This window comes from Actinobacillus pleuropneumoniae (assembly GCF_003290385.1).
GTDB classification, from domain to species: Bacteria; Pseudomonadota; Gammaproteobacteria; order Enterobacterales; family Pasteurellaceae; genus Actinobacillus; species Actinobacillus lignieresii.
On the sequence record NZ_CP030753.1, the window covers coordinates 1,615,300 to 1,638,183 of the forward strand.

Sequence of the window (22,884 nt, forward strand, 5' to 3'; positions counted from 1 at the left end):
CATTGCTTATACTTATCATTGAGATAGTTATTATAGATTAAAACTATTGACCAAGCTCAAAAAATATATCGCTCTTTTTAGGGATAATGTAATCTCGATTTCAAGGAGATTTATTTATGAAAAAATATTTACTTTCGGCAATTGCCGCCGCCGGCATCGGCTATTTTTCACTTGTGGGCTACGCCTATTGGTTTGATAAAGAGCAAGCGCCAAAATTATTAGCGTCCGCAGACTTACCCGAATCGCATAAAGCGGTCGCAGGAGTCATGTTTGAAAACGGCTGCCAATATTGCCACTCGGCTAATGCGGAATTACCGGCTTATGCCAAGTTACCAATCGCAGACCAAGTGATGGCTGAAGATATTGAAAAAGGTCTTAAGTTCTTCCGTCTTGATCATCTGATTGAAGGAATGAAAGATCCGAGCAAACTTTCAGAAGCCGATCTTGCTAAATTAGAACAAGTAATTCGCAATGACGAAATGCCGGTTGCTAAATATATTCATATCCACTGGGGTTCTCGTCCTGACGAAGCTCAGAAAAAAATTATCTTAGATTGGATTACCGCACAACGCCAAGCACACTTCTTACCAAAAGCGGAAGGTGCGGACGCTACTCGCTTGGTTCAGCCGATTCCTGATCAATTACCGACCGATCCGCATAAAGTAGCTTTAGGTGAAGGGCTTTATTTTGACGGACGTTTATCTGATGACGGTACGATTCAATGCCATACTTGCCACCAATTAGCGCAAGCCGGGGTCGATAACTTACCGGTATCGGAAGGGATTAACGGCTTAAAAGGCGGTATCAACGCGCCTACGGTGTTTAATGCGGCATTTAATAAATGGCAATTCTGGGACGGTCGTGAGAAAACCTTAGCGGATCAAGCGGGCGGCCCACCGGTAAACCCGGTTGAAATGGGTTCAAAAAACTGGGATGAAATTCTCGCCAGACTAAGCAAGGACGAAGAATTTATGAAACGTTTCCACGAGATTTACCCGACTCTTACGCAAGCGAACGTCACCGATGCAATCGGTGAATATGAAAAAACGCTTATTACGCCGAACAGTGCATTCGACCGCTTCTTAAAAGGCGAGCAAAATGCGCTAACCGATGTACAAAAACGCGGTTACGAGCATTTCAAAAATGCGAAATGCGATACTTGCCATACCGGTACGGCAATGGGCGGACAATCATTTGAATATATGGGCTTATATGCCGATTACTTCAAAGATCGCGGTACGGAATTAACCGAAGCGGATCACGGTCGTTATGCGGTAACTAAGGATCCAAGCGATATGCACCGTTTCAAAGTGCCGACTTTACGTAACGTGGCGTTAACTGCACCATATATGCACGATGCAAGTGCGAAAGACTTAAAAGAAGCGGTTCGTATTATGGGTATTTACCAAAGCAATAAACAATTCTCTGAGACAGAGCTTAATGAGCTAGTTGCTTTCTTAGAATCACTGACCGGTGAATATAAAGGCAAATTACTAACTAATGAAAAAGTGAAATAATTTCACATAAACAAGCGGTGGGATTTCTGCAAAATTTTGCAAACATCCCACCGCTTTCTATTTATTCACAGCAATGCTTCAATTTCCTTCGGAATTAATTTTGGCTCTGGCACAAACAATTGTTTATGTCGTTGTAATTCGCCTTTTTCTAACACAATACTGCTTTTGGGCACTTTAAATAGCTTACTCAAATATTTCAGCAAATGCGCATTTGCTGCACCGTCAACTGGCAGGGCAGTGATGGCAATTTTGAGCTCGTTATCGTGTAAGCCGACAATTTGATCGCGACTTGCCTTTGGTTGTAAAAAAATCCGCAGGCGGATGCCACACGGATTTTCAATACGTTCTACCGCTTCCATATTAAGCAATCGCCCAAAGCACGCCAAATACGCGATAGAAAAGGTTATTGAGCAGAATTAAGCCGAAACCGAGTACCATCACCGAAAAATCTAACATACCGGTACGCGGTAATAATTTACGGATAAAGCCTAATACCGGCTCGGTAATTTGTGCCACCATATAATCTAACGGGTGATCACCACGTGTGACCCAACTCATTAAGGCACGAATTAAAGTGGTGAAAAATAGGATCTTACCGAAGGTTTTCACGACACCTAGTAAGCCGGCTAATACAGCCATTGCAACGGGTACGCCTAGCACAAATTTCTCGAATGCAAGCAATAGTAACGCAATCAGTAATGCAGCAAAATTGATGTTTTTTACGGTCGGGATCACTTTACTTACCGGATTCACTAAGGGTGAAGTAAGGCGTAAAAGTGATTGTGATAACGGCATATAAGGATCGACTCGGCAGAATTGCAGCCAAGTACGCAAAATTAATACGAAGCTGAAAAAGCCGATAATGATTGAAAGAACAGGGGCTAGAAATTCCATCTATCTTCCTCTTATAAATATCTCTATAAACTATTCGGGCGGGAATACACCCGCCCTCATGATAGAAAGCGGTCGGATTCTGCAATTTTTTTGCAAAATTTAACCGCTTGTCGCTAAAGCATTAGCCTTGAACCGGGTAGTCCCACCAAATGTCGAATAAATCGCTGACTTCAACTTGAGTTAAGCCATTGTTTTCTAACCAAGTTTTTACTAATTGCTGGTGAGATTCATCACATTTGCCTAATTTTTCTAAGCAAACTAAACCTTCCCAATGTAAGTAACCGCTACCTTCATAAGCTAAACCGTTTGGTTTAATCACTTCTGCGATGAAACGATCTACGGTTAAATCAATTTGATCAATACCTGTGTTTTCCGCAAATTGGAATTTTACTAAGAAGCCTAATTCTTGGAATTCTGCTAAGTGCATTTTTTTACGCTGACGCGCGTTACGTTGAATAGCCATTTGTATCTCCCCTTATTTAATGAGAATGGATAGTTAAAATCAATCGTTAAACCAATTATGCTTGTTTAACGAAATATAAGTCCCACACACCGTGTCCAAGGCGATGACCACGTTCTTCAAACTTGGTTAAAGGACGGAAATCCGGGCGTGGAATAAAATCGTTAGTTTCTGAAGTATTGCGTAGTTCTTTATCGAATTGACGTAACACTTCCAACATATGTTCTGCGTAGTTTTCCCAGTCTGTTGCAAAATGAATAAAACCATTATCGCCTAATTTAGTCAGCACTCGAGTGATAAATTCCGGCTGTACGATCCGGCGTTTATGGTGTTTCGCTTTTTGCCACGGATCCGGGAAATAAAGTTGTAAACCGCCAAGTGAACCGTCAGCAATCGCATCACGTAAGATTTCCGTTGCATCATGGCAAATCACACGCAAGTTTTTCACGCCTTTTTCTAATGCATAAGCGATGCAAGCGCCGACACCCGGCGTATGTACTTCAATACCGATATAGTTACGATCCGGATTTTGTTCCGCCATTTCAACCAATGAACGTCCCATACCGAAGCCGATTTCTAACACGACCGGATTGTTGTTACCGAAGATCTGCTCAAAATTAAACGGCGTATTTTGATAATCCAAACCGAGATTCGCCCAGTTATTATTCATCATATCACGTTGGTAATCGCTCAAACGTCCGGTACGTAATACGAAACTACGTACTTTACGAAGATAGCGACCGTCTTCGGTGAATTCGGCTTGTTCTACCGTTTTACGTTTTTTATCTGCAAAAGTTTGTTTTTCTGACATTTGTAAAAATTCTATCTTTTTTGACCGCTTGTTAGAAACGAGATTGGTTAAAAACGAACAAGAGCGGAACCCCAAGTCCAGCCGCCGCCAAAGGCTTCAAGCAACAATAATTGACCGCGTTGAATACGTCCGTCACGCACCGCTTCATCTAATGCAACAGGCACGGTTGCAGCACTGTTATTACCGTATTTCTCAACGGTCAATACCACTTGCGACATATCCATTTCGAGTTTCTTCGCTGTTGCGGCAATAATACGAATATTCGCTTGGTGAGGAACTAGCCAATCTAAATCCGATTTTTGTAAGTTATTGGCTTCAAGGGTTTCTTCCACCACACTTGAAAGCTGACCTACCGCCAATTTAAAGGTGGCGTTTCCTTGCATTTGAATAAAGCCGGATTTTTCATCACCACGCTTTTGTGCCGGTAAAGCAAGCATATATTCAGTATCGGAAGACGAATGTAAATGAGTCGAAATAATACCCTGCTCTTCACTTGCTTCAAGAATAACCGCACCGGCTCCATCACCGAATAACACCACGGTACTGCGATCGGTTTCATCTAATGCGCGAGAATTTAAATCCGAACCGATGACCAACGCTTTTTTTACTTTGCCGCTACGTATAAACTGATCGGCAACACTCAACGCATACACAAAACCGGTACAAGCGGCGGCAACGTCAAACGCAATCGCATCTTGGATATCTAACATACCTTGAATTTGGCAAGCCGCACTCGGATAGGCGTGAGAGTTGGTTGTAGTTCCCACAACAATCAGATCAATTTCATTGTGATCGATATTCGCTATTTCCAGTGCATTTTTAGCCGCTTGCGCGCCCATTGTCGCAACCGTTTCATCTGTGGCGGCAATACGACGCTCTTTCATACCGGAACGAGTAAAAATCCACTCATCGCTAGTATCGACCATTTTTTCTAAATCAGCATTAGTACGAATTTGAGCGGGTAAATAACTACCCGTTGCTAGAATTTTGCTGTACATATTTCGATTCTCTATAAATTTTGATGTAATCTGTTTAAACCTTGTGAAATTTTATCAGGAATTCCGCTCCGAATCTGCCCGATTGCGTGATCTATCGCATAAAAATATGCATTTACCCCTGCTCCGCCATGGCTTTTTACCACAACCGAAGATAATCCGAGTAAAGTTGCGCCGTTATGACGATCCGGATTGATTTGCTGTAATTTTCGGTAATAACGATAGAAAATCGCACGCAATAAATAACGTTTGGCCGTTTGGCAAAGATGAGAATCGGGCGTCGGCTTTTTTAATAACGAAAGAATATTTTTAGCCGCACCTTCCAAAGCTTTTAAGGCGATATTACCGCTAAAACCGTCACAAATAATCACATCCGCAAAATGATTCATCAACTTATCGCTTTCAATAAAGCCGATATAGTTTAAATCATACCGTTGCTTAAGCAGCTGATGCGTATCACGAATAATTTGATTACCTTTATTCTCTTCGGTACCGATATTTAATAATGCCAAGCGAGGATGAACCAAATCCAACATCACTTCGGCAAAAATATTGCCCATTTCCGCAAATTGACATAATAATTGACTGTCAGCTTCCACATTGGCACCGAGATCCAACATCACGCTCGATTTGCCGTTCATACTGGGAATTAAGGTCGTTAATGCGGGGCGTTCAATATTCGGCAAAGGCTTTATCAATAGTTTTGCCAGCCCCATCAATGCTCCGGTGTTTCCGCCGCTTACGCAACCTTGCGCCTCCCCTCTCGCTACGGCTTCCAACGCCAGTCTCATCGAACTGCCTTTACTCTGACGTAACGCTTGCGTAAAAGGAATATCCGCCTCGATAATACGAGAAGTATGCACAAAAGTAATTCGTTGTTGCTGTGTTGTCGGAAGAGAATTAAATAATGGGGAACATTGGCTCTGATCGCCGAATAGAACAAAAGATAACATTGGATTCTTTTCCAATGCTAAAGATAATGCCGGGATAGTAATACGGGGACCAAAGTCCCCGCCCATCACATCTAACGCAAGGGTTAGACGATTCAACTGATACCTCGAAACTAACCGAGATTATTTGTTGATTACTTTACGACCACGGTAGTAACCGTCAGCAGTTACATGGTGACGTAAGTGAGTTTCACCAGTTGTTTTATCTACTGAAACTGCTGCTGTTGTTAATGCATCATGTGAACGACGCATATCACGACGTGAACGAGATTTTTTATTTTGTTGAACAGCCATTGGCTATACTCCTAGATCTAGTTTTTCTTTAAATTAGCTAATACAGCGAACGGGTTAGGTTTTTTCGCCAATTCTTCAGGCAATTCGCCAAACACCTGTTCACTCACGGACACTTCACAGTGTTCTTCACTATGCATCGGGACTAGAGGCAATTCGATGATAAATCCATCTTCGATCATATCTAGTAAATTTACTTCACCGAACTCGTTTACTTCGATTGGTTCATAAATTTCGGGCAAATTGTCCGCCTGATCCATATTGGACACCGGACTGAAACAAAACGAACAGTCAAGCGTTTGTGTAAACGGGTTACCGCATCGTTGGCAATCGAATTCCACTTCCACTGTCGCCGTACCTTTAATAACGGTTAAGCGTTGCGGATCGATATATAACGAGAGAGTAACTTGTGCATCGCTTAGCACATTGCTCACAGATTCACCCAAACGATTAAGCAGACTACGTGAGATGTAGCCTTCGTAATCCATTCGACGCTGAGCGTCTTTATATGGGTCAATGGTGAGGGGTAGTTTTACCTTTTGCATAGGGTGTGCATATTACAGATAGAAAGCAAAATAGTCAAAGAGAAAATCGGATTTTTAAAAAATATCTCATAAGCTAAACTAAATAAACCGAACCGGTTTGATATAAGGTAAACTTATAGAAATTTTTCACGTCTAACCATAGCAAAAAAGCGATAAAACTGGTAATTTGACTATTCGTATCTGAAAACTATTCTTATTTTTAATTTAAACGGGATGACAATGTTATTTGCGATTTTAGCAATGCTGGCTTATGCTGCCGCATTATTATGGGTTACCCCCACACTCGTCAATTTAGAAAACCAAACCGGTGATAAAAAACCGAATCTTAAAGCGGTTTTTGGATTCGGCTTACTTGCCGTATTCTTTCACGCAATCAATTTATCGCAAGAATTGGTGCTGAGCGAGGGCGGTCAGAATTTCTCACTTTCTAACGTAAACTCAATGATGAGCTTATTGCTGACGGCTGTCGCAACACTTGCCTTACCGCGTTGGAAAACCATTTGGTTTCCGTTAATGGTGGTTTATACCTTCGGCATTTGTAGCGTAGCGGCATCCGCATTTGCCAGCGGTAACTTTATTAAAAATATTGCGCAAAATACCGGTCTGATTTTCCATTTAGGTATTGCGATTTTTTCCTACGCACTCTTTTTCTTAGCGTTAATTTATGCGTTCCAATTAAAATGGTTGGATAATAAACTGAAAAGCAAAAAAGCCGTGTTTTGCAGTATGTTACCGCCGTTAATGACGGTAGAACGCCACTTTTTTACGCTGACGTTAGCCGCTCAAGCGTTATTAACGATAACCCTGATTTCGGGAATGATTTATTTACATAACTTTTTCGCACCGGAACAAATCCATAAGGCAATATTTTCTTTCCTTGCTTGGATTGTTTACAACATCCAACTTTTAGGGCAATGGAAATTCCGTTGGCGTGGAAATCGGGTGCTAATTTATTCGATTTTAGGTACAATGTTATTGACCATCGGTTATTTCGGTAGTCATGTGATCTAAATATCACCTTAGGAAGCGGTTGGATTTTCAGCGTTTTTTGCAAATTTTTATTCAAATCCGACCGCTTAATTATCCACTTACATAGGACATTTATTTTGGACAGTATTCCCCTGAGTACTCTTTTTATTTCACTCGCAATTCTCTTATTCCTTTCTGCGTTTTTCTCAAGTTCCGAAACGGGACTAATGTCGCTCAACCGCTATAAAATGCGCCACCTTGCCGAAAGCGGTCATAAAGGGGCGAAACTTGCGGAGAAACTCCTTAACAAAACGGATGTTTTACTTAGTCTTATCCTTATTTGTAATAACTTAGTCAATATCGCCGCCTCCGCGATTGCTACCATGATCGGTATGCGTTTAGCCGGCGATGCCGGTGTGGCGATTGCCACCGGTGCGCTGACTTTTGTGATGCTGGTTTTCTCGGAAATTCTGCCTAAAACCATTGCGGCGATTTATCCGGAAAAAATCGGCTTTTTCGCCAGTTATATCTTAACGCCGTTAAAAAAATTATTAATGCCGCTTGTGTTCTTGATGAATTTAATCATCAGCGGCTTAATGAAATTATTACACGTTAAAAAAGATGAAAATACCGGATTAAGTGCGGAAGAATTACGGGGCGTAGTATTGGAAGCGGGCAAATTTATTCCGACCGAACACCAAGAAATGCTAATTTCCATTTTAGATATGGAGAAAGTGACGGTTGAAGATATTATGGTGCCGCGTAACGATATCGGTAGCATTGATATTGATGACGATTGGAAATCGATTATGCGCCAACTTAACCACGCCGCTCACGCCCGAGTCGTGCTTTATAAAGGTAATATGGATAAAAACATCATCGGTATGCTGCGCGTACGAGAGGCGTTCCGTTTACTTTTAGAAAAAGACGAGCCGAGTAAAGAAACGCTGATTCGAGCGGTTGATGAAGTTTATTTCATTCCCGAAGGGACACCTTTAACCACCCAATTAATGAATTTCAAAAGTAATAAAGAACGTATCGGTTTAGTGGTGGACGAATACGGGGATATTAAAGGCTTAGTCACTTTGGAAGACATTCTTGAAGAAATCGTCGGCGAATTTACTACCTCGACCGCACCGACGATAGAAGAAGAAGTCAAACCGCAGTCCGACGGCTCGGTGATTATTGAAGGTTCGGCAAATTTACGTGATCTGAATAAGCTATTTGATTGGAATCTGCCTGTTGATGAAGCCAGAACCTTTAACGGATTGATCCTGGAACATTTAGAGAAAATTCCGGACGAAGATACTCAGTTTAGCTTATATAACCTGAAAATAACGATTCTTGAAGTGAGCGATAATATGGTTAAACAAGCGAAAGTCGAGCCTATACAAAATTAATCCTCGTCTTATACAAGCGGTGGAATTTGCAAAAAATGTTGTAAATTCCACCGCTTTTTTATTAACCAGAAACGATTAAAGCATATTTTTTAATCAAACAAGTTTAACGCGATTATGCTAATTTAATTAAACGGCATTGATACAAGAAACTACCTAACAGATAAAAATAGTTTTTTAAACTAAATTATCAACATAAACATAGAATAAAATTCTATTAACACCTCTATAAAAGCCTCCTTAATTTTATTTTTCTCTATTTACTTCCCAATAAATCTTAGGCATATTCACACCGTATTAACCTATTCTTGATGACATATTTTCATTGCGAATAACTCTTACAAATTTAGATAAAATAAAATTATATTTGAGGTATATCTCATGTCTTCCAACACTACATCTACCGTAAAACGCGCTACATTTTCCGGTCGAAACGCCTTTATCATTGCCGCAATCGGATCTGCGGTCGGCTTAGGTAATATTTGGCGATTCCCCTACACAACTTATGAAAACGGCGGCGGTGCATTTATTATTCCTTATATCGTTGCGCTTTTAACCGCCGGTATTCCGTTATTATTTTTAGATTTTGCAATTGGGCATCGTCACCGTGCGGCGGCTCCGCTTTCTTTCCGCCGCTTAAATCAACATTTTGAAGTTTTCGGCTGGTGGCAAGTTTTAGTCAATGTCATTATCGGCATTTATTATGCCGTCGTACTCGGCTGGGCAGCCGTTTATACCTACTTCTCTCTGACGAAAGCTTGGGGGGATAAACCGGTTGATTTCTTTGTCGGAGAATTTCTTAAAATGGGGGATATTGCTAACGGTATCAGCTTTGATTTTGTCGGTATGGTTGTCGGTCCGCTTATCGCCGTATGGATTATCGCCTTAATCGTATTGGCATTAGGAGTAGAAAAAGGGATTGCGAAAACATCAAGTATTTTAATGCCGGTTTTAGTCGTGATGTTTATTATCTTGGTGATTTCGTCGCTATTCTTACCGGGAGCGACCAAAGGTTTAGATGCGCTATTTACTCCGAATTGGGAAAAATTGGCGGATCCGAGCGTATGGATTGCCGCATACGGGCAGATCTTCTTCTCGCTCTCTATTTGTTTCGGAATTATGATCACTTATTCGTCTTACTTGAAAAAGGATTCCGATCTTACCGGCACCGGTATGGTGGTAGGGTTTGCCAACTCCAGTTTCGAGGTATTGGCAGGAATCGGCGTATTCGCCGCTTTAGGCTTTATGGCGTCCGCATCCGGTCAAGAAGTCAGTGAAGTCGCAAAAGGCGGTATCGGCTTGGCCTTCTTCGCCTTCCCGACTATCATCAACGAAGCACCGATGGGAACCTTACTCGGCGTATTATTCTTCGGTTCATTAACTTTTGCCGCTTTAACCTCATTTATCTCGGTAATTGAAGTGATTATTGCAGCGGTTCAAGATAAATTAAAATTAGGGCGTATTGCTTCAACCTTTACGGTCGGTTTACCGATGATGTTGGTGTCCGTTATCTTATTCGGTACCACAACGGGGTTACCGATGTTGGATGTAATGGATAAATTTGTGAACAACTTCGGGATCGTAGCGGTTGCATTCGTTTCGTTAGTGGCAATTATTGCCAAAGGTAAACTAAGTACGCTCGGACATCATATTAATAAAACCTCTTCGCTCAAAGTCGGCACACTATGGCGTTTATGCGTCATTATCACTACCGGTGTCTTGGCATTTATGTTATTCAGCGAAATTATTAAAGTCGTTCATGAGGGCTATGAAGGCTATCCGAGCTGGTTTATTAATATTTTCGGCTGGGGAATGGCAGTCAGCTTAATCTTAGTCGCCTTCTTACTCTCTCGGTTGAAATGGCAGAATGAAACCGAATTTAAAGTAGAACAATAGGAGAAAGCAAATGAGTACTTCAGCAGTTATTATGATGTGTGTTGCGTTAATCATTATCTGGGGCGGATTAGCCCTTGCCGTAAAACGATTACCGAAAGAATAACTTTCTCATATCTATATCTTCAAACGAATACCGTTATTCCTTATAAGAATAGCGGTATTTTTTTGTGTTTTACTCACTTCACTGCAGATAATTATTTTTATAAGTAAAGTTAATGAATTGTATAGATTTGGTTATATAACATACAAAAACATCTTTTAAATGAGATACTGATCACAATTTAGAAAATTCACAATTGTTTTGTGTAAATTTTTATCTAGAATTTACTCCGATTTTCACTCTATTTGAAAAAACAGTTTCTAAAAAATCCCATTAAGGAGTAAAAAATGAGTATTGCTATTATCATAGCAACCCACGGTGTCGCCGCTGAACAGCTGCTCAAAACGACCGAGATGCTGATTGGTGAACAGTCCGATGTTGCTTATATAGATTTCGTACCCGGTGAGAATGCTGAAACCATTATGGGGAAATACCAAGCTAAACTCGCTAACGAATTGGCACACTGTGATGAAGTATTATTTTTAGTCGATACATGGGGCGGCAGTCCGTTTAATGCGGCAAATCGAACTATCGACGGTAAACAAAATATGAATATCGTTACCGGTGTTAATGTGCCGATGTTAGTCGAAACCTTTATGGCGCGTGATGACGGTCCGTCTTTAGATGAGTTAGTAGAAATCGCTTTAGAAGCCGGTCGTTTAGGCGTTCGAGCATTAAAAGAGCAAGAACAAACGGCGGTAGAACCGGAAGTTAAACCCGCTCCGGTCGCTCAACCGACAACGGTACAAAATAACGGAGTCGGGCATTTAACAATCGGCTTGGCTCGTATTGACGACCGATTAATTCACGGACAAGTTGCAACACGTTGGACAAAGGAAAGCAGAGTCACTCGCATCGTTGTCGTTAATGATGATGTGGCTAAAGATACGGTACGTTCAACCATGCTGAAAAGCGTTGCGCCTCCCGGGGTAACCGCACACGTAGTACCGGTCGATAAAATGATTCGAGTGTATAACAATCCCGAATATGCCGGCGAACGTATGATGTTACTTTTCACTAATCCGACCGATGTCGTACGTTTGTCGGATGCCGGCGTTACGTTCGAATCGATCAATATCGGCGGTATGGCGTATAAAGACGGTAAAAAAATGATAACTTCCGCAGTAGCGGTGGATGATCAAGACATTGATGCCTTCAAAACATTAGACGCTAAAGGCATTGAGCTGGATGTGCGTAAAGTGTCAAATGACGCTCGTCAGTATATGATGGATTTATTAAAGAAAAACAGCTTAATCTAAAAGGAAACTAAAATGGAAATTTCAACTTTACAAGTCATTCTTGTCTTCCTCGTGTCCTGTATTTGCGGTGCGGGCTCTATTCTTGACGAATTCCAAACGCATCGCCCGTTAATCGCTTGTACCTTAATCGGTTTGGTATTGGGTGATGTAAAAACCGGCGTTATCGTCGGCGGTTCTCTGGAATTATTAGCCTTAGGCTGGATGAATATCGGTGCGGCATTAGCACCGGATGCGGCACTCGCGTCGGTTATCTCAACCATCTTAGTCATTGTCGGCGGACAAGATATTGCAACCGGTATCGCCGTCGCCATTCCGTTAGCGGCAGCCGGTCAAGTTTTAACGTATGTGGTTCGCGCCATTACCGTCGGTTTCCAACACGCCGCCGATAAGTCGGTATTAGACGGTAATCTTAATCGCTTAGACTGGATTCACTTCGGTGCATTAATGTTACAAGCGATGCGTATCGCTATCCCTGCGTTAATCGTTGCATTAACCGCTGGTACCGATGTCGTACAAACCATGTTAAATGCCATTCCGGAAGTCGTGACCACCGGTCTGAAAATTGCAGGCGGATTTATTGCGGTCGTCGGTTACGCCATGGTCATCAATATGATGCGCGCCGGTCATTTAATGCCGTTCTTCTATGCGGGATTCGTCATTGCAGCATTTACAGACTTCAACCTAGTTGCGCTCGGCGTACTCGGTACGATTATGGCCGTGCTTTATATTCAAATTCACCCTAAATATAACAAAAGCCAACAAGTCGTCGTTGCGGCAAACCAAGATAACGACCTTGATAACAGATTAGATTAATGGAGAAAATAAAATGACAAACGAAATTAAAAAAGTAACGCAAAGCGATTTAAATGCAGTTGTTCTCCGTTCTAACCTGTTCCAAGGTTCATGGAACTTTGAACGTATGCAGGCACTTGGTTTTATGTATTCCATCTCACCGGTGATCAAACGTTTATATCCGGATCCGAATTCGCAAGAGCGTAAAGATGCGATTAAACGCCATCTCGAATTCTTTAATACTCAGCCTTTCGTTGCCGCGCCGGTATTAGGGGTGACCATTGCAATGGAAGAAGAACGAGCTAACGGTAAAGCGATTGATGATGCAGCGATTAACGGTATCAAAGTCGGTCTTATGGGACCGTTAGCCGGTGTAGGCGATCCGATTTATTGGGGAACCGCCCGTCCGGTATTCGCCGCACTCGGTGCGGGTATTGCCTTAACCGGTAGTATTTTAGGTCCGATTCTATTCTTCGTACTCTTTAACCTTGTCCGTTTGGCAACCCGTTATTACGGCGTGACTTACGGCTATAAAAAAGGTTTGGATGTCGTACAAGATATGAGCGGCGGCTTATTACAGAAATTAACCGAAGGGGCTTCTATACTAGGTTTATTTATTATGGGTGCGCTTGTTCAGAAATGGACCAGTATAAATGTTCCGCTTGTCGTATCCACGATTAAAATGCAAGACGGTGTCGAACAAACCACGACAATCCAGCAAATCCTAGATAGCTTAATGCCGGGATTATTACCGTTACTTCTAACGTTCGCTTGTATGTGGTTATTACGTAACCGTGTAAACGCACTTTGGATTATCCTTGGTTTCTTTGTCATCGGTATCTTAGGCGCAGCGACAGGCGCATTAGCTTAATAAATATCTAAACCACTAAGCGGTCATATTTTTATCAAATTTTGCAAATTTTTGACGAAAAATGACCGCTTGTTTCTTTTTATTTTCGGATCGCACAAATGACAAATTTTATTCTTTTGGTGGGTATTATTGCCGTGATACTGTTCGCTATCTACGATCAAAGTATTATGCCTAAGTTAAAAGGTGAAACCAAACTTGCCGTACGCTTACAAAAACAAGTTAAAGCCGATGCATGGATCCTAATCGGTTTGATTATCTTGCCGATCATTTACGGTATTCAAAACGGGATTGAAGCATTAACCATTTACTTGTTAGCCTTTTCGGTTATACTCTGTATCTATACTGCCTTTTTACGTTCGCCTTATTTGCTATTAAAAGAGAGCGGCTTCTTCTTCGGCAATATCTTTTTCGAGTATAAAAATATCGTACAAATTAATCTGGCTGACAATAATATCTTAGTCATCGATTTAAAAAGCGGTAGACGTTTACTCGCGCGTATTCAAGAGAAAGAAGATATTGAAAAAGTCGTGAACTTCTTTGGAGGATATAAACAATGATTTTTAAACTAAAAGGGAAATTTCAGCATTATGTTTGGGGAGGTATGAACTTTATCCCGAATTTCCTTAAGTTATCCGATCCCGATGACAAACCTTATGCCGAATATTGGCTGGGTGCGCATCCCGTTGCCCCTTCCGAAATCCTGTTTGAACAAAATTGGCTTCCTCTGGATAAAGTGATTGAAACGACACCCGAATTACTCGGGGAAAAAATTCGCACCCAATTCGGCGACACATTGCCTTATCTATTGAAAATTTTAGATATAAAACAACCGCTTTCCATTCAAGTTCATCCGACTAAAAATGAAGCCGAGTACGGATTCGAACAAGAAAATCTGCGTAATATTCCGCTTAACGCACCAAATCGAATTTATAAAGACGTCAATCATAAACCTGAAATGATGATCGCATTATCGGATGTCTGGGCGTTGCACGGCTTCAAACCGATTATCGATATTCAAGCCGCGCTTCAAGTACACGACTCGCTCAAACCGATTGCTCAAGCCTTGGAAGAAAAAGGGCTGCCGCTTGTGTATGCGGATATTATGCAAGCCGATAAACAGCAACTTGCCCAATGGATTTTACCGGTCGTCGAAGCCAAACGCGAAGAATATCAAGCGGATAAACTGAAGTTGGATAATCCCGATTATTGGGTGTGTTACATTGTAGAAAATATGCAATCGCCGCTTGAAGAAATCGACGGCGGTTTAATTTGTTTCTATTTCTTCAATATCGTGCATATGAAAAAAGGCGAAGGTTTATATCAAGGAGCCGGTTTACCGCACGCTTATTTGCGCGGGCAAAATATTGAATTAATGGCAAATTCGGATAACGTTATCCGCGGCGGCTTAACTCCGAAATATATTGATGTGCCGGCGTTATTACATTCGATAGATTATCGCCCGATTACCCCGAAGATTATTCCGCCTTATCAAGAAAACGACGGTTTCATTCATCTTTATCCGACGCCTGAAGCGAAAGATTTTGCATTGCAACATATGCAATTCAACGCATTTGACGAAGAAAACTTTACGGCCGACTGTGCAAGTATCTTATTGGTGATGAAAGGCAGTATCTATATCGACCTCGGTGAAGAGTCCATTTATCTCCAACAAGGCGAAGCGATTTTCATTGCGGCGGAAAGCCAAGTCGAGATTATTGCCGAATCGGACGGTTATGCGGTCATTGCAACTGTGCCGTAAATCTGACAATATATAGCGTAATATATCAAGTCGGCTTTTAGCTCTCATTACGAGGTGAATTATGAAACACATTAAATTACTTAGCACGGCGGTAGCATCATTCTTTTTAGCGTTTAATGCTCAAGCTGAAGGCAATAAAATTCAACCGACGGTTGAACATAAATCAGTAACGAAAAATGCACCTCTTTCGGCTAAAGAAAAACGCCTTAAACAATTTAATGACAGTATCGGGTTACGTTTTTTCGGTTATGAATTGGCTAAAAATAAAGAAGGGCAGCCGATGGTTAGCTTTAAATACAGTATTGAAAATAAAACCAAACGCAATATTCGTATCGTTCAATGGGCGGTAAACTATGTTTACAATGATAAAGTTATCCTCACGCAAGATGCGCCCGTTACCTTTAAAGATAACTTAAAACGCCAAACCACGGCGGAACTTGCCTTTGCCGTACCGGTTTCAGACTTACCGCAAGAAGCACAAGCCGTATTTCTAAACCCGCAAGCACAGCTCTCCGCTCAATTTGAAGCTCGTCAGATCGTATTTTCTAACGGTGCTAAAATTATTGTAAATAAATAGTCTTTTACAAACGACAAGCGGTCATATTTCATACGTTTTTTGCAAAAAAGTAAGAAAATATGGCCGCTTGTTTTATCTGCTTTAGCGTTCTCTTAAACTCTCCGAAACGGATTCTTCCAACGGACTGAGTAAATAACTAATAACGCTACGTTCTCCAGTTTTAATTTCCGCCGTCACACTCATACCTGATCCAAGTTCAATTTCTTTGCCGTCTTTGCCGGATAAAGTTTTTCTATCAATAGAAATAATCGAGTTAAAAACTAGACCGAGTTGCGGATGTTCGATGGCTTCCAGCGTGATATTTTTTACTTTACCCATTAAATAGCCGTAACGAGTATAAGGAAAAGTTTCTACTTTAATCACCGCATCCTGACCGACCTCGATAAAACCGATATCCTTATTTTGAATTAACGCCGTTACCTCTAAAACATCATCTTCCGGAGCAATTACCATCAAGGTTTCGGCAGTCGTCACGACGCCGCCTACCGTATGGGTTTTAAGTTGCTGAACCGTACCGGAAACCGGCGCACGAATCACCGAAGCAATTTGACGCTGCTCATTTTTTTCTAATTCGAGCGAAAGCTGTTTCTCCGCTTCAACATTTTGTTTCAACTTCTCCAGAATATCGGCTCTAAACAACTGAGTTATTAAATGTATTTCCTCTTTGGCTTGACGTAAGTCACTTTCCACTTCATTCAACCGAGATTTATACACCGCCAACTCATTTACCGCTTCGATATGACGATTTTCTTGAGTCAAGACATCATGTTTAGAAGTCGATTTCGAATTAAATAATTTTTTAAGATCTTTTAATCTTTCATTTTCAACTCGACTGATTCCCTCATATTTACGAATATTAGCTAGAACCGTTTGTTTTTCTGCTTCTCTACGTTGCAAAGCTAATTCTTTTTGATACTTTTGCTTTTGCCAAGCTTCAAATTGCTCGGTGATCAAATAGCGAATTCTGGTTTTATCTTCTTCCGTAGCATGTTTAAATTCATCCTTTGTCAGTTCAATGAGCGGCAACCTATCCGCCGCAACCGCCTCTAATAAAATTTCATAACGATAACGTTCCAATTTAGTCAGCGATAACGAACTTTTGGTTTTTTGTTGATCCGCATCGGCTCCCAATGCGGTCAAGTGTAACAGCAACTGATCTTTCTCAACAAATTGTCCGTCTTGCACAAAGATTTCTTTAACCAAGGCGTTTTCAATCGGCTTAATTTCTTTGCTACGTCCGCTAAACGCTAATTTACCCGTTGCGGTCGCCACAATTTCTACGTGACTGACAATTGAAATAACTAATGCCAAAAATAGGAACAGCATAATTAAATAAGCGATCAATCTCGGTTTTTTTGACACCGGTGTTTCAATCAGCTCTAAGTGTGCAGGTAAAAATTCATTTTCATCCTTTTCTCGATCCGGCGTATCCAATTGATGACGAATTTTCCAGATCTCCGTCCAAACCGTTTTATAGCGTTGGAAAAACTCATATAAACCCATTAGCCATGTTTTCATAAGTCCTCCTATTCCGATTGTAATTGGTGTAAGTAGTGATATAAGCCGTTTGGATCAGCAAGCAGCTCTTTATGCTTACCTTGTTCCACAATCTGACCTTTTTCCATCACAATAATACGGTCGGCATTTTTTACCGTAGATAAACGGTGTGCAATGATAATTACCGTTCTCCCTTTACAAATCTGGTGCATATTGCGCATGATAATATGCTCGGATTCATAATCTAATGCGCTGGTCGCTTCATCAAAAATTAAGATTTTCGGGTTATTCACCAAAGCGCGTGCAATCGCAATACGTTGGCGTTGCCCGCCAGATAGCCCCGCACCTTGCTCACCAACAATCGTGTTATATCCCTCACGCAATTCAGAAATAAATTCATGTGCGCCGGCTAATTTTGCCGCATGGACAATTTTTTCCATTGGCATACCCGGATCCGCTAAGGCAATATTATCTCGAATACTACGATTTAATAGTACGTTATCTTGTAATACCACCCCGACTTGACGACGTAGCCAGTTCGGATCCGCCAATGCTAAATCATGCCCATCTATTAATACCTGACCGTTTTCCGGAATATAAAAACGTTGAATTAATTTCGTTAAGGTGCTCTTCCCTGAGCCTGAACGTCCTACGATACCGATCACTTCACCTTGCTGAATCGATAAATTCACATCATTTAAAATCACCGGCGCATCCGGTTTGTAGCGGAAGCGTATATTACGGAAGGTAATATCGCCTTTAATTTCCGGTAACGCCAATTTTCCTTGATAGCTCTCGGTCGGAGAGTTTAAAACATCACCTAAACGCGTTACCGAAATTCCCACTTGTTGGAAATCTTGCCAAAGTTGCGCTAAACGAATCACCGGTGCAATCACTTGACCGGATAACATATTAAATGCGATTAATTGTCCGATACTTAAATCGCCTGAAATCACTAAATGTGCGCCTAGCCATAAGGTAATAACCATCACGACTTTTTGAATAAATTGTACACCTTGCTGTCCGATAGTAGCTAATGTGGTTACACGGAATCCCGCCGATACATAGCTGGCTAATTGCTTATCCCAGGTATTAGTCATTTGAGGGGTAACCGCCAACGCTTTAATCGTATTGATTGCAGTCACCGATTCCACTAAGAATGACTGATTGTCCGCACCACGTGCGAATTTTTCATCTAAACGGCGACGTAAAATAGGGCTGATAAAAATCGACCACCCCATATAAAACGGTAACGAGCCTAAAATCACAAGAGTAAGTTTAGGGCTGTAATACCACATCACTGCAAAGAAGATAAAGGAAAACATTAAATCCAACACGGAAGTAAGTGCCTGCCCGGTTAAGAAGTTACGAATTTGATCGAGTTCTCGTACACGAGCCACCGTATCGCCGACTCGACGATTTTCAAAATAAGAGATTGGGAGTGCTAATAAATGTCTGAATAATCTTGCTCCCAACTCCACATCAATACGGCTGGTACTATGCGCAAAAATATAGGTACGTAAACCGTTTAGCACAATTTCAAACAGCACGACGATCGCTAATGCCACCGTAATCACATTTAAGGTTGAAAAACCTCGGTGTACCAAGACTTTATCCATCACGACTTGGAAAAAAAGCGGTGTAATTAGTGCGAAAATTTGCAAAAAAATTGAAACAATTAACGTTTCAATAAAAATCTTACGATACTTAATTACCGCCGGTATAAACCAAGTGAAGTCAAACTTTGCCAGCTTACCTACGATGGAAGCTCTTGATGCAACTAAAATCAGTTTTCCTTGGTATAAGCTCTCGAATTCCGCTTGTTCCAAAATGCGAGGATTATGCGTTTCCAAATCAAAAATTAAATATTTTTTTGCTTCATTATCAATTTTAGTCAAAATAAAATGTTTACCGTCTTCTCGCCATACAAGTGCCGGTAGTGCGATAAACGCCAAACGATCAATCGCTTTTTTTACTTGTTTTGCTTTAAGTTCTAATGATTTTGCGGCTAATAGCCAAGCGGTTAGATCTAAGCCTTTTCCTTCAAGGTCGAATTTATGTTTTAGTTCTTCCGGATTTACAGCAATATTATGGTACTGGGCTAAAATCGTCAGTGCGTATAATCCGTAGTCTTCTTCCCGATAAAAATCCATTTGCTCCTCCATAAATAAAATAGCAATCCTACACACCTAATATATATAGGATTGCTATTTATCATCTAAAAATAACTATCTTAAGCTGCTTGTGCTAAAGAATAACTCAAAGAATTTGCTACATTGTTAGCTGAGTTATTATAGACTAACGGTCCGCCTGAGCCTACAGATACTTTTCCGTGATCACCGGTAAATGCACCCGTAGATGAAATGATTTGTTCAATATCTTTTCTGAGTTGAGGAAGTGCATTATATCCTTCTCCATAATACAATTTTTCTTCTAACCCATTAAAGTAATTGATACCTCTTCCAGGAGCTGTCAGTTCAGTCAGATATTGGCTTAAAACATAAGCTCCATCTTTATCAACGATTTTTTCAATTTTATTATTTTGTCCTTCTTTACCTTCCTTGAACCAATCTTTAATCGTGAGCGCATTCCCATTGTAATCTTCATGGTAATACAGTGTTCCTCCGATTCTTTTATTCACAAGAAGATCATCACCGATTCTGATAAATCCTACATCTTTAAAACTAAGATCCGATAACAATAACGTATCATCATCACCGCCTTTCTCAATAATGATATGACGACCGTACTCCTTACTGTAGCGATAAATATCCTTACCTAAACCACCGTAGATTTTGTCATTGCCTACACCACCGTCAAATAAGTTAGTACCATCGCTGCCATACAGAATGTCATTACCCGCACCACCTAATAATACGTTGTATTGACCCTCAAAGACCTGCAACTCATCGTCACCATCACCGCCATTAAGGAAATTATTACCTTTTCCGCCGATTAATCGGTCGTTTCCGTTACCACCAACAAGATGGTCGTTACCGTCACCGCCATGGATTACATCATTACCGTCGTCTCCGTATAAGATATCGTGGCCGTCATTACCGTAGATTTCATCATCGCCTTTCGCACCATGGAAAATATCGGTAAAGCGACTACCAAAGAATTTGTCTTTACGATTACTACCGATAATTTCTTCAACAGAATGTAATTCATCTTTAGCTCTGATACCGTTCCCAAGTTCGAATGGGCTTAACTCATAATCACGATATTCTAATTTTTCACTGCGTTTTCCAACTGAAATATCCTGAGTTTTAACCACTTCTTTTAAAACTTTTACATCAGCTTTAAGTTCTTTAGTGACAATATATTCACCGGCTTTCTGTGCACTTTGTCCGTCAAATGTTAAGTAACCTGTATCGGTTTTATCGTAATATGCTACATCATGTCCGTTACCCGCATATACGATAGATGAACCGGATGAAAGATATATACGATCATTTTTCTCACCCAAATGAGATTCAATGGTCACTTGACGTTTTTCACCTTTTTTATCTATCGCTAATTGGATAAGATTCGTATAGTCATAAATCGCATTATGTGACTGCACACCGGTTACCACCCATTTTTCTTTACCTTTAACGAATAATTCGGTCATATATTCGTATTTACCGGTTTGCTTACGCTCACGAATCTCTTCACCTGCGGTAAAGACCGGCGTAACAAATTTCAATAAAGTGGTTTTGTTAATTGAAGAAAGGTCGATTTTACCTTCAAGCGGATCAAACACTTTTTTATCAAAACGATCCGGTTCTTTCTCTAAAAGTTTTCCTTCTTCAAAGAAATCAACGTAAGCTTTACCGCTTTTCGTATCAGAACCTTTGCGAGTAATGCCGGCAAGTTCACCGATATTGACATCCCAACGCTGTTGCGTAATAGCAACGACACGCTCTACCGAATACTCTTTATTGTATTGTGATAACAATTCAAAGGTATCTTCTAAGAATGCGGAATGGCGGGCGTCATAACCGTTTTCAAAATAGTTTTTACCGTGTTTTTTCTCCCATTCGTCAATCTTATTCGCTAATTTCGTTGCAACTCGTTCGAAGATTGCCTGTTTAGAAGCATCTAAAATACCTGAAATAATACCGGTGATTGCACTAACTAAAGCTGCTACCGGCGCACCGACTAATGAGCCGGTTGCAGCAGCCCCAACACCTGCGGAAGCCGCACTTAACACACTGTTAATCGTGGTTAATGCCGCTTCAATCGCACCGGTTTCACGGTAGAATGAAGCTAATAAACTATCACCTTCATAACCGAACTTTTTAAAGCGCTCCGAATATTGTTCAAGCTGTTTCGCACGTTCAAACTTATCCGCAACATTTAAGAACGAAAGCGGGCTAATCGCTAATGCTACGACCGAACCGATTAAACCACCGGTTGCCGCAGTTGTGGATAAGCCTGCCGCCACACGTTGCGCAATAATATATTGAGAAACCGCTTTACCGATATTGCCTAAGATTTTAGTTGAGATTTCAATACCTGCCGCCGCTTTTGTACCTGCATCGGCATCTTTATTACTTAAAATGAATGAAGCCGAAACAACAGATAAGATACCTGATACGGCATCAAACCCAGGTCCTGCAAGGCTTAAATCTGGAAGGTTATTTAACTTACTTGCTAAACCGCTTAAGCGAGTGTTAGATAAGGCATTGCCCAATTTACCTAATTGTTCGGCAAACGCATCCACCGTACCCGTTGCACTTGCAATGTTATCCACTAACTGAGCGGCTAGATCCACACCTGCTTTAGCTAATTCCGAACCACTGACGTCCTCACCGTTTCTACGGCGACGAAGCAGGCTATCAAGATCCATACCCGCAATAGCCGTACCTAAGAAACTTTGTAAGGCTGAAAGTGCCGTTTGCGTTTTATTTAAACGTTGTCCTAATGCTTCCGATGAACCGCCGAGCGATTTACTTAATTTTTGGTTCTTATTCAGTAACTTATCAAACTGAGGTGCAAATAATGCGATGCCTCGTTCCGAGAAACCTAATAGTTTTTCCGTTGTACCGAATAATTCTTTCGCTAGTGCGGTACCGTTTTTTTCCGAGCGATGTACTTCGATCCCTAAAGCCTCCGCCGCTTTCACTAAATCATTAAGACTTGAGCCGGTACTAGCTTGATAATCTTTCGGAATATATAAAATTAATTTCTGCCCTGCTTGCTTCACCTGTCCCAAACCATTTTTTAATGCGCCGGCACCTGATTTAGCTGCACTTTTTGTATGTTGATTAAGTGAATCAATCAATCCTTTGACTCTATCGAGCTGAGAGTTAGCCATGT

At 41.1% G+C, this 22,884-nt stretch carries 22 protein-coding genes; 11 read left to right on the forward strand and 11 right to left on the reverse strand.

Annotated elements, in window-relative coordinates; genetic code table 11:
* Positions 1–116 precede the first annotated feature (116 nt).
* Positions 117–1,517: a cytochrome c peroxidase gene (locus DRF63_RS07550; RefSeq protein WP_005598534.1), complete on the forward strand. Its 1,401-nt coding sequence runs from the start codon at positions 117–119 to the stop codon at positions 1,515–1,517.
* Between the two features lie 65 nt (positions 1,518–1,582).
* Here the strand turns inward: DRF63_RS07550 and yggU are convergent, their stop codons facing one another.
* The 8 genes from yggU to yceD all read right to left on the reverse strand — a co-directional run bounded on the left by yggU (position 1,583) and on the right by yceD (position 6,463).
* The gene (yggU, locus tag DRF63_RS07555) at positions 1,583–1,876 is read right to left on the reverse strand and encodes a DUF167 family protein YggU (RefSeq protein WP_005598536.1); all 294 of its coding nucleotides are present in this window, start codon (positions 1,874–1,876) and stop codon (positions 1,583–1,585) included.
* Between the two features lies 1 nt (position 1,877).
* Positions 1,878–2,411 (reverse strand): YggT family protein, encoded by a 534-nt coding sequence (locus DRF63_RS07560; RefSeq protein ID WP_005598538.1) that lies wholly within the window; start codon positions 2,409–2,411, stop codon positions 1,878–1,880.
* A 121-nt stretch (positions 2,412–2,532) separates the two neighbouring features.
* On the reverse strand, positions 2,533–2,874 hold the full coding sequence (locus DRF63_RS07565) for a YggL family protein (protein WP_005598541.1): 342 nt from the start codon (positions 2,872–2,874) through the stop codon (positions 2,533–2,535).
* A gap of 55 nt (positions 2,875–2,929) precedes the next feature.
* Positions 2,930–3,682 (reverse strand): tRNA (guanosine(46)-N7)-methyltransferase TrmB, encoded by a 753-nt coding sequence (gene trmB / locus DRF63_RS07570; protein ID WP_005598543.1) that lies wholly within the window; start codon positions 3,680–3,682, stop codon positions 2,930–2,932.
* Between the two features lie 47 nt (positions 3,683–3,729).
* Positions 3,730–4,680, reverse strand: a complete 951-nt coding sequence (locus DRF63_RS07575; protein WP_005598545.1) for a beta-ketoacyl-ACP synthase III — start codon at positions 4,678–4,680, stop codon at positions 3,730–3,732.
* Between the two features lie 11 nt (positions 4,681–4,691).
* The gene (gene plsX, locus DRF63_RS07580; protein ID WP_005598546.1) at positions 4,692–5,726 is read right to left on the reverse strand and encodes a phosphate acyltransferase PlsX; all 1,035 of its coding nucleotides are present in this window, start codon (positions 5,724–5,726) and stop codon (positions 4,692–4,694) included.
* Positions 5,727–5,750: 24 nt separating this feature from the next.
* A complete protein-coding gene (gene rpmF, locus DRF63_RS07585) occupies positions 5,751–5,921 on the reverse strand; it encodes a 50S ribosomal protein L32 (protein ID WP_005598552.1) in 171 nt (56 codons plus the stop codon).
* Positions 5,922–5,938: 17 nt separating this feature from the next.
* Positions 5,939–6,463, reverse strand: coding sequence for a 23S rRNA accumulation protein YceD (gene yceD, locus DRF63_RS07590; RefSeq protein ID WP_005598555.1), 525 nt, complete (start codon positions 6,461–6,463; stop codon positions 5,939–5,941).
* A gap of 219 nt (positions 6,464–6,682) precedes the next feature.
* On the opposite strand from yceD, the gene DRF63_RS07595 reads away from it, so the two are divergent.
* The 10 genes from DRF63_RS07595 (at position 6,683) to DRF63_RS07640 (ending at position 16,083) form a co-directional block, all read left to right on the forward strand.
* Positions 6,683–7,474 carry a cytochrome C assembly family protein gene (locus tag DRF63_RS07595; protein ID WP_005598557.1) on the forward strand — a complete coding sequence of 264 codons (792 nt, stop codon included), beginning with the start codon at positions 6,683–6,685 and terminating at the stop codon, positions 7,472–7,474.
* A gap of 95 nt (positions 7,475–7,569) precedes the next feature.
* A complete protein-coding gene (locus DRF63_RS07600) occupies positions 7,570–8,832 on the forward strand; it encodes an HlyC/CorC family transporter (RefSeq protein ID WP_005620489.1) in 1,263 nt (420 codons plus the stop codon).
* A 378-nt stretch (positions 8,833–9,210) separates the two neighbouring features.
* Entirely contained in the window at positions 9,211–10,725 is a 1,515-nt protein-coding gene (locus DRF63_RS07605; RefSeq protein WP_005598562.1) for a sodium-dependent transporter, read from the forward strand.
* 10 nt (positions 10,726–10,735) lie between these two features.
* Positions 10,736–10,828 carry a methionine/alanine import family NSS transporter small subunit gene (locus DRF63_RS07610; RefSeq protein WP_005618985.1) on the forward strand — a complete coding sequence of 31 codons (93 nt, stop codon included), beginning with the start codon at positions 10,736–10,738 and terminating at the stop codon, positions 10,826–10,828.
* A 284-nt stretch (positions 10,829–11,112) separates the two neighbouring features.
* On the forward strand, positions 11,113–12,084 hold the full coding sequence (manX, locus tag DRF63_RS07615; RefSeq protein ID WP_005598564.1) for a PTS mannose transporter subunit IIAB: 972 nt from the start codon (positions 11,113–11,115) through the stop codon (positions 12,082–12,084).
* A gap of 12 nt (positions 12,085–12,096) precedes the next feature.
* The gene (locus DRF63_RS07620; RefSeq protein ID WP_005598566.1) at positions 12,097–12,897 is read left to right on the forward strand and encodes a PTS mannose/fructose/sorbose transporter subunit IIC; all 801 of its coding nucleotides are present in this window, start codon (positions 12,097–12,099) and stop codon (positions 12,895–12,897) included.
* Between the two features lie 13 nt (positions 12,898–12,910).
* A complete protein-coding gene (locus DRF63_RS07625) occupies positions 12,911–13,747 on the forward strand; it encodes a PTS mannose transporter subunit IID (protein ID WP_005598569.1) in 837 nt (278 codons plus the stop codon).
* Positions 13,748–13,845: 98 nt separating this feature from the next.
* A complete protein-coding gene (locus tag DRF63_RS07630; RefSeq protein WP_043991878.1) occupies positions 13,846–14,304 on the forward strand; it encodes a DUF986 family protein in 459 nt (152 codons plus the stop codon).
* On the forward strand, positions 14,301–15,506 hold the full coding sequence (gene manA / locus DRF63_RS07635; RefSeq protein ID WP_005598573.1) for a mannose-6-phosphate isomerase, class I: 1,206 nt from the start codon (positions 14,301–14,303) through the stop codon (positions 15,504–15,506). Before DRF63_RS07630 ends, manA begins: the two co-directional genes overlap by 4 nt.
* A 61-nt stretch (positions 15,507–15,567) precedes the next feature.
* Positions 15,568–16,083 (forward strand): hypothetical protein, encoded by a 516-nt coding sequence (locus DRF63_RS07640; RefSeq protein ID WP_005598575.1) that lies wholly within the window; start codon positions 15,568–15,570, stop codon positions 16,081–16,083.
* 81 nt (positions 16,084–16,164) lie between these two features.
* Here DRF63_RS07640 and apxID read toward each other — a convergent pair whose 3' ends face one another.
* The 3 genes from apxID to apxIA all read right to left on the reverse strand — a co-directional run bounded on the left by apxID (position 16,165) and on the right by apxIA (position 22,882).
* Entirely contained in the window at positions 16,165–17,601 is a 1,437-nt protein-coding gene (apxID, locus tag DRF63_RS07645; RefSeq protein WP_005618983.1) for an RTX toxin T1SS ABC transporter adaptor subunit ApxID, read from the reverse strand.
* Between the two features lie 8 nt (positions 17,602–17,609).
* Positions 17,610–19,733: an RTX toxin T1SS ABC transporter permease/ATPase subunit ApxIB gene (gene apxIB / locus DRF63_RS07650; protein WP_005618982.1), complete on the reverse strand. Its 2,124-nt coding sequence runs from the start codon at positions 19,731–19,733 to the stop codon at positions 17,610–17,612.
* Positions 19,734–19,813: 80 nt separating this feature from the next.
* Positions 19,814–22,882, reverse strand: coding sequence for an RTX family hemolysin ApxIA (gene apxIA / locus DRF63_RS07655; RefSeq protein ID WP_005598583.1), 3,069 nt, complete (start codon positions 22,880–22,882; stop codon positions 19,814–19,816).
* Between the last annotated feature and the right edge of the window lie 2 nt (positions 22,883–22,884).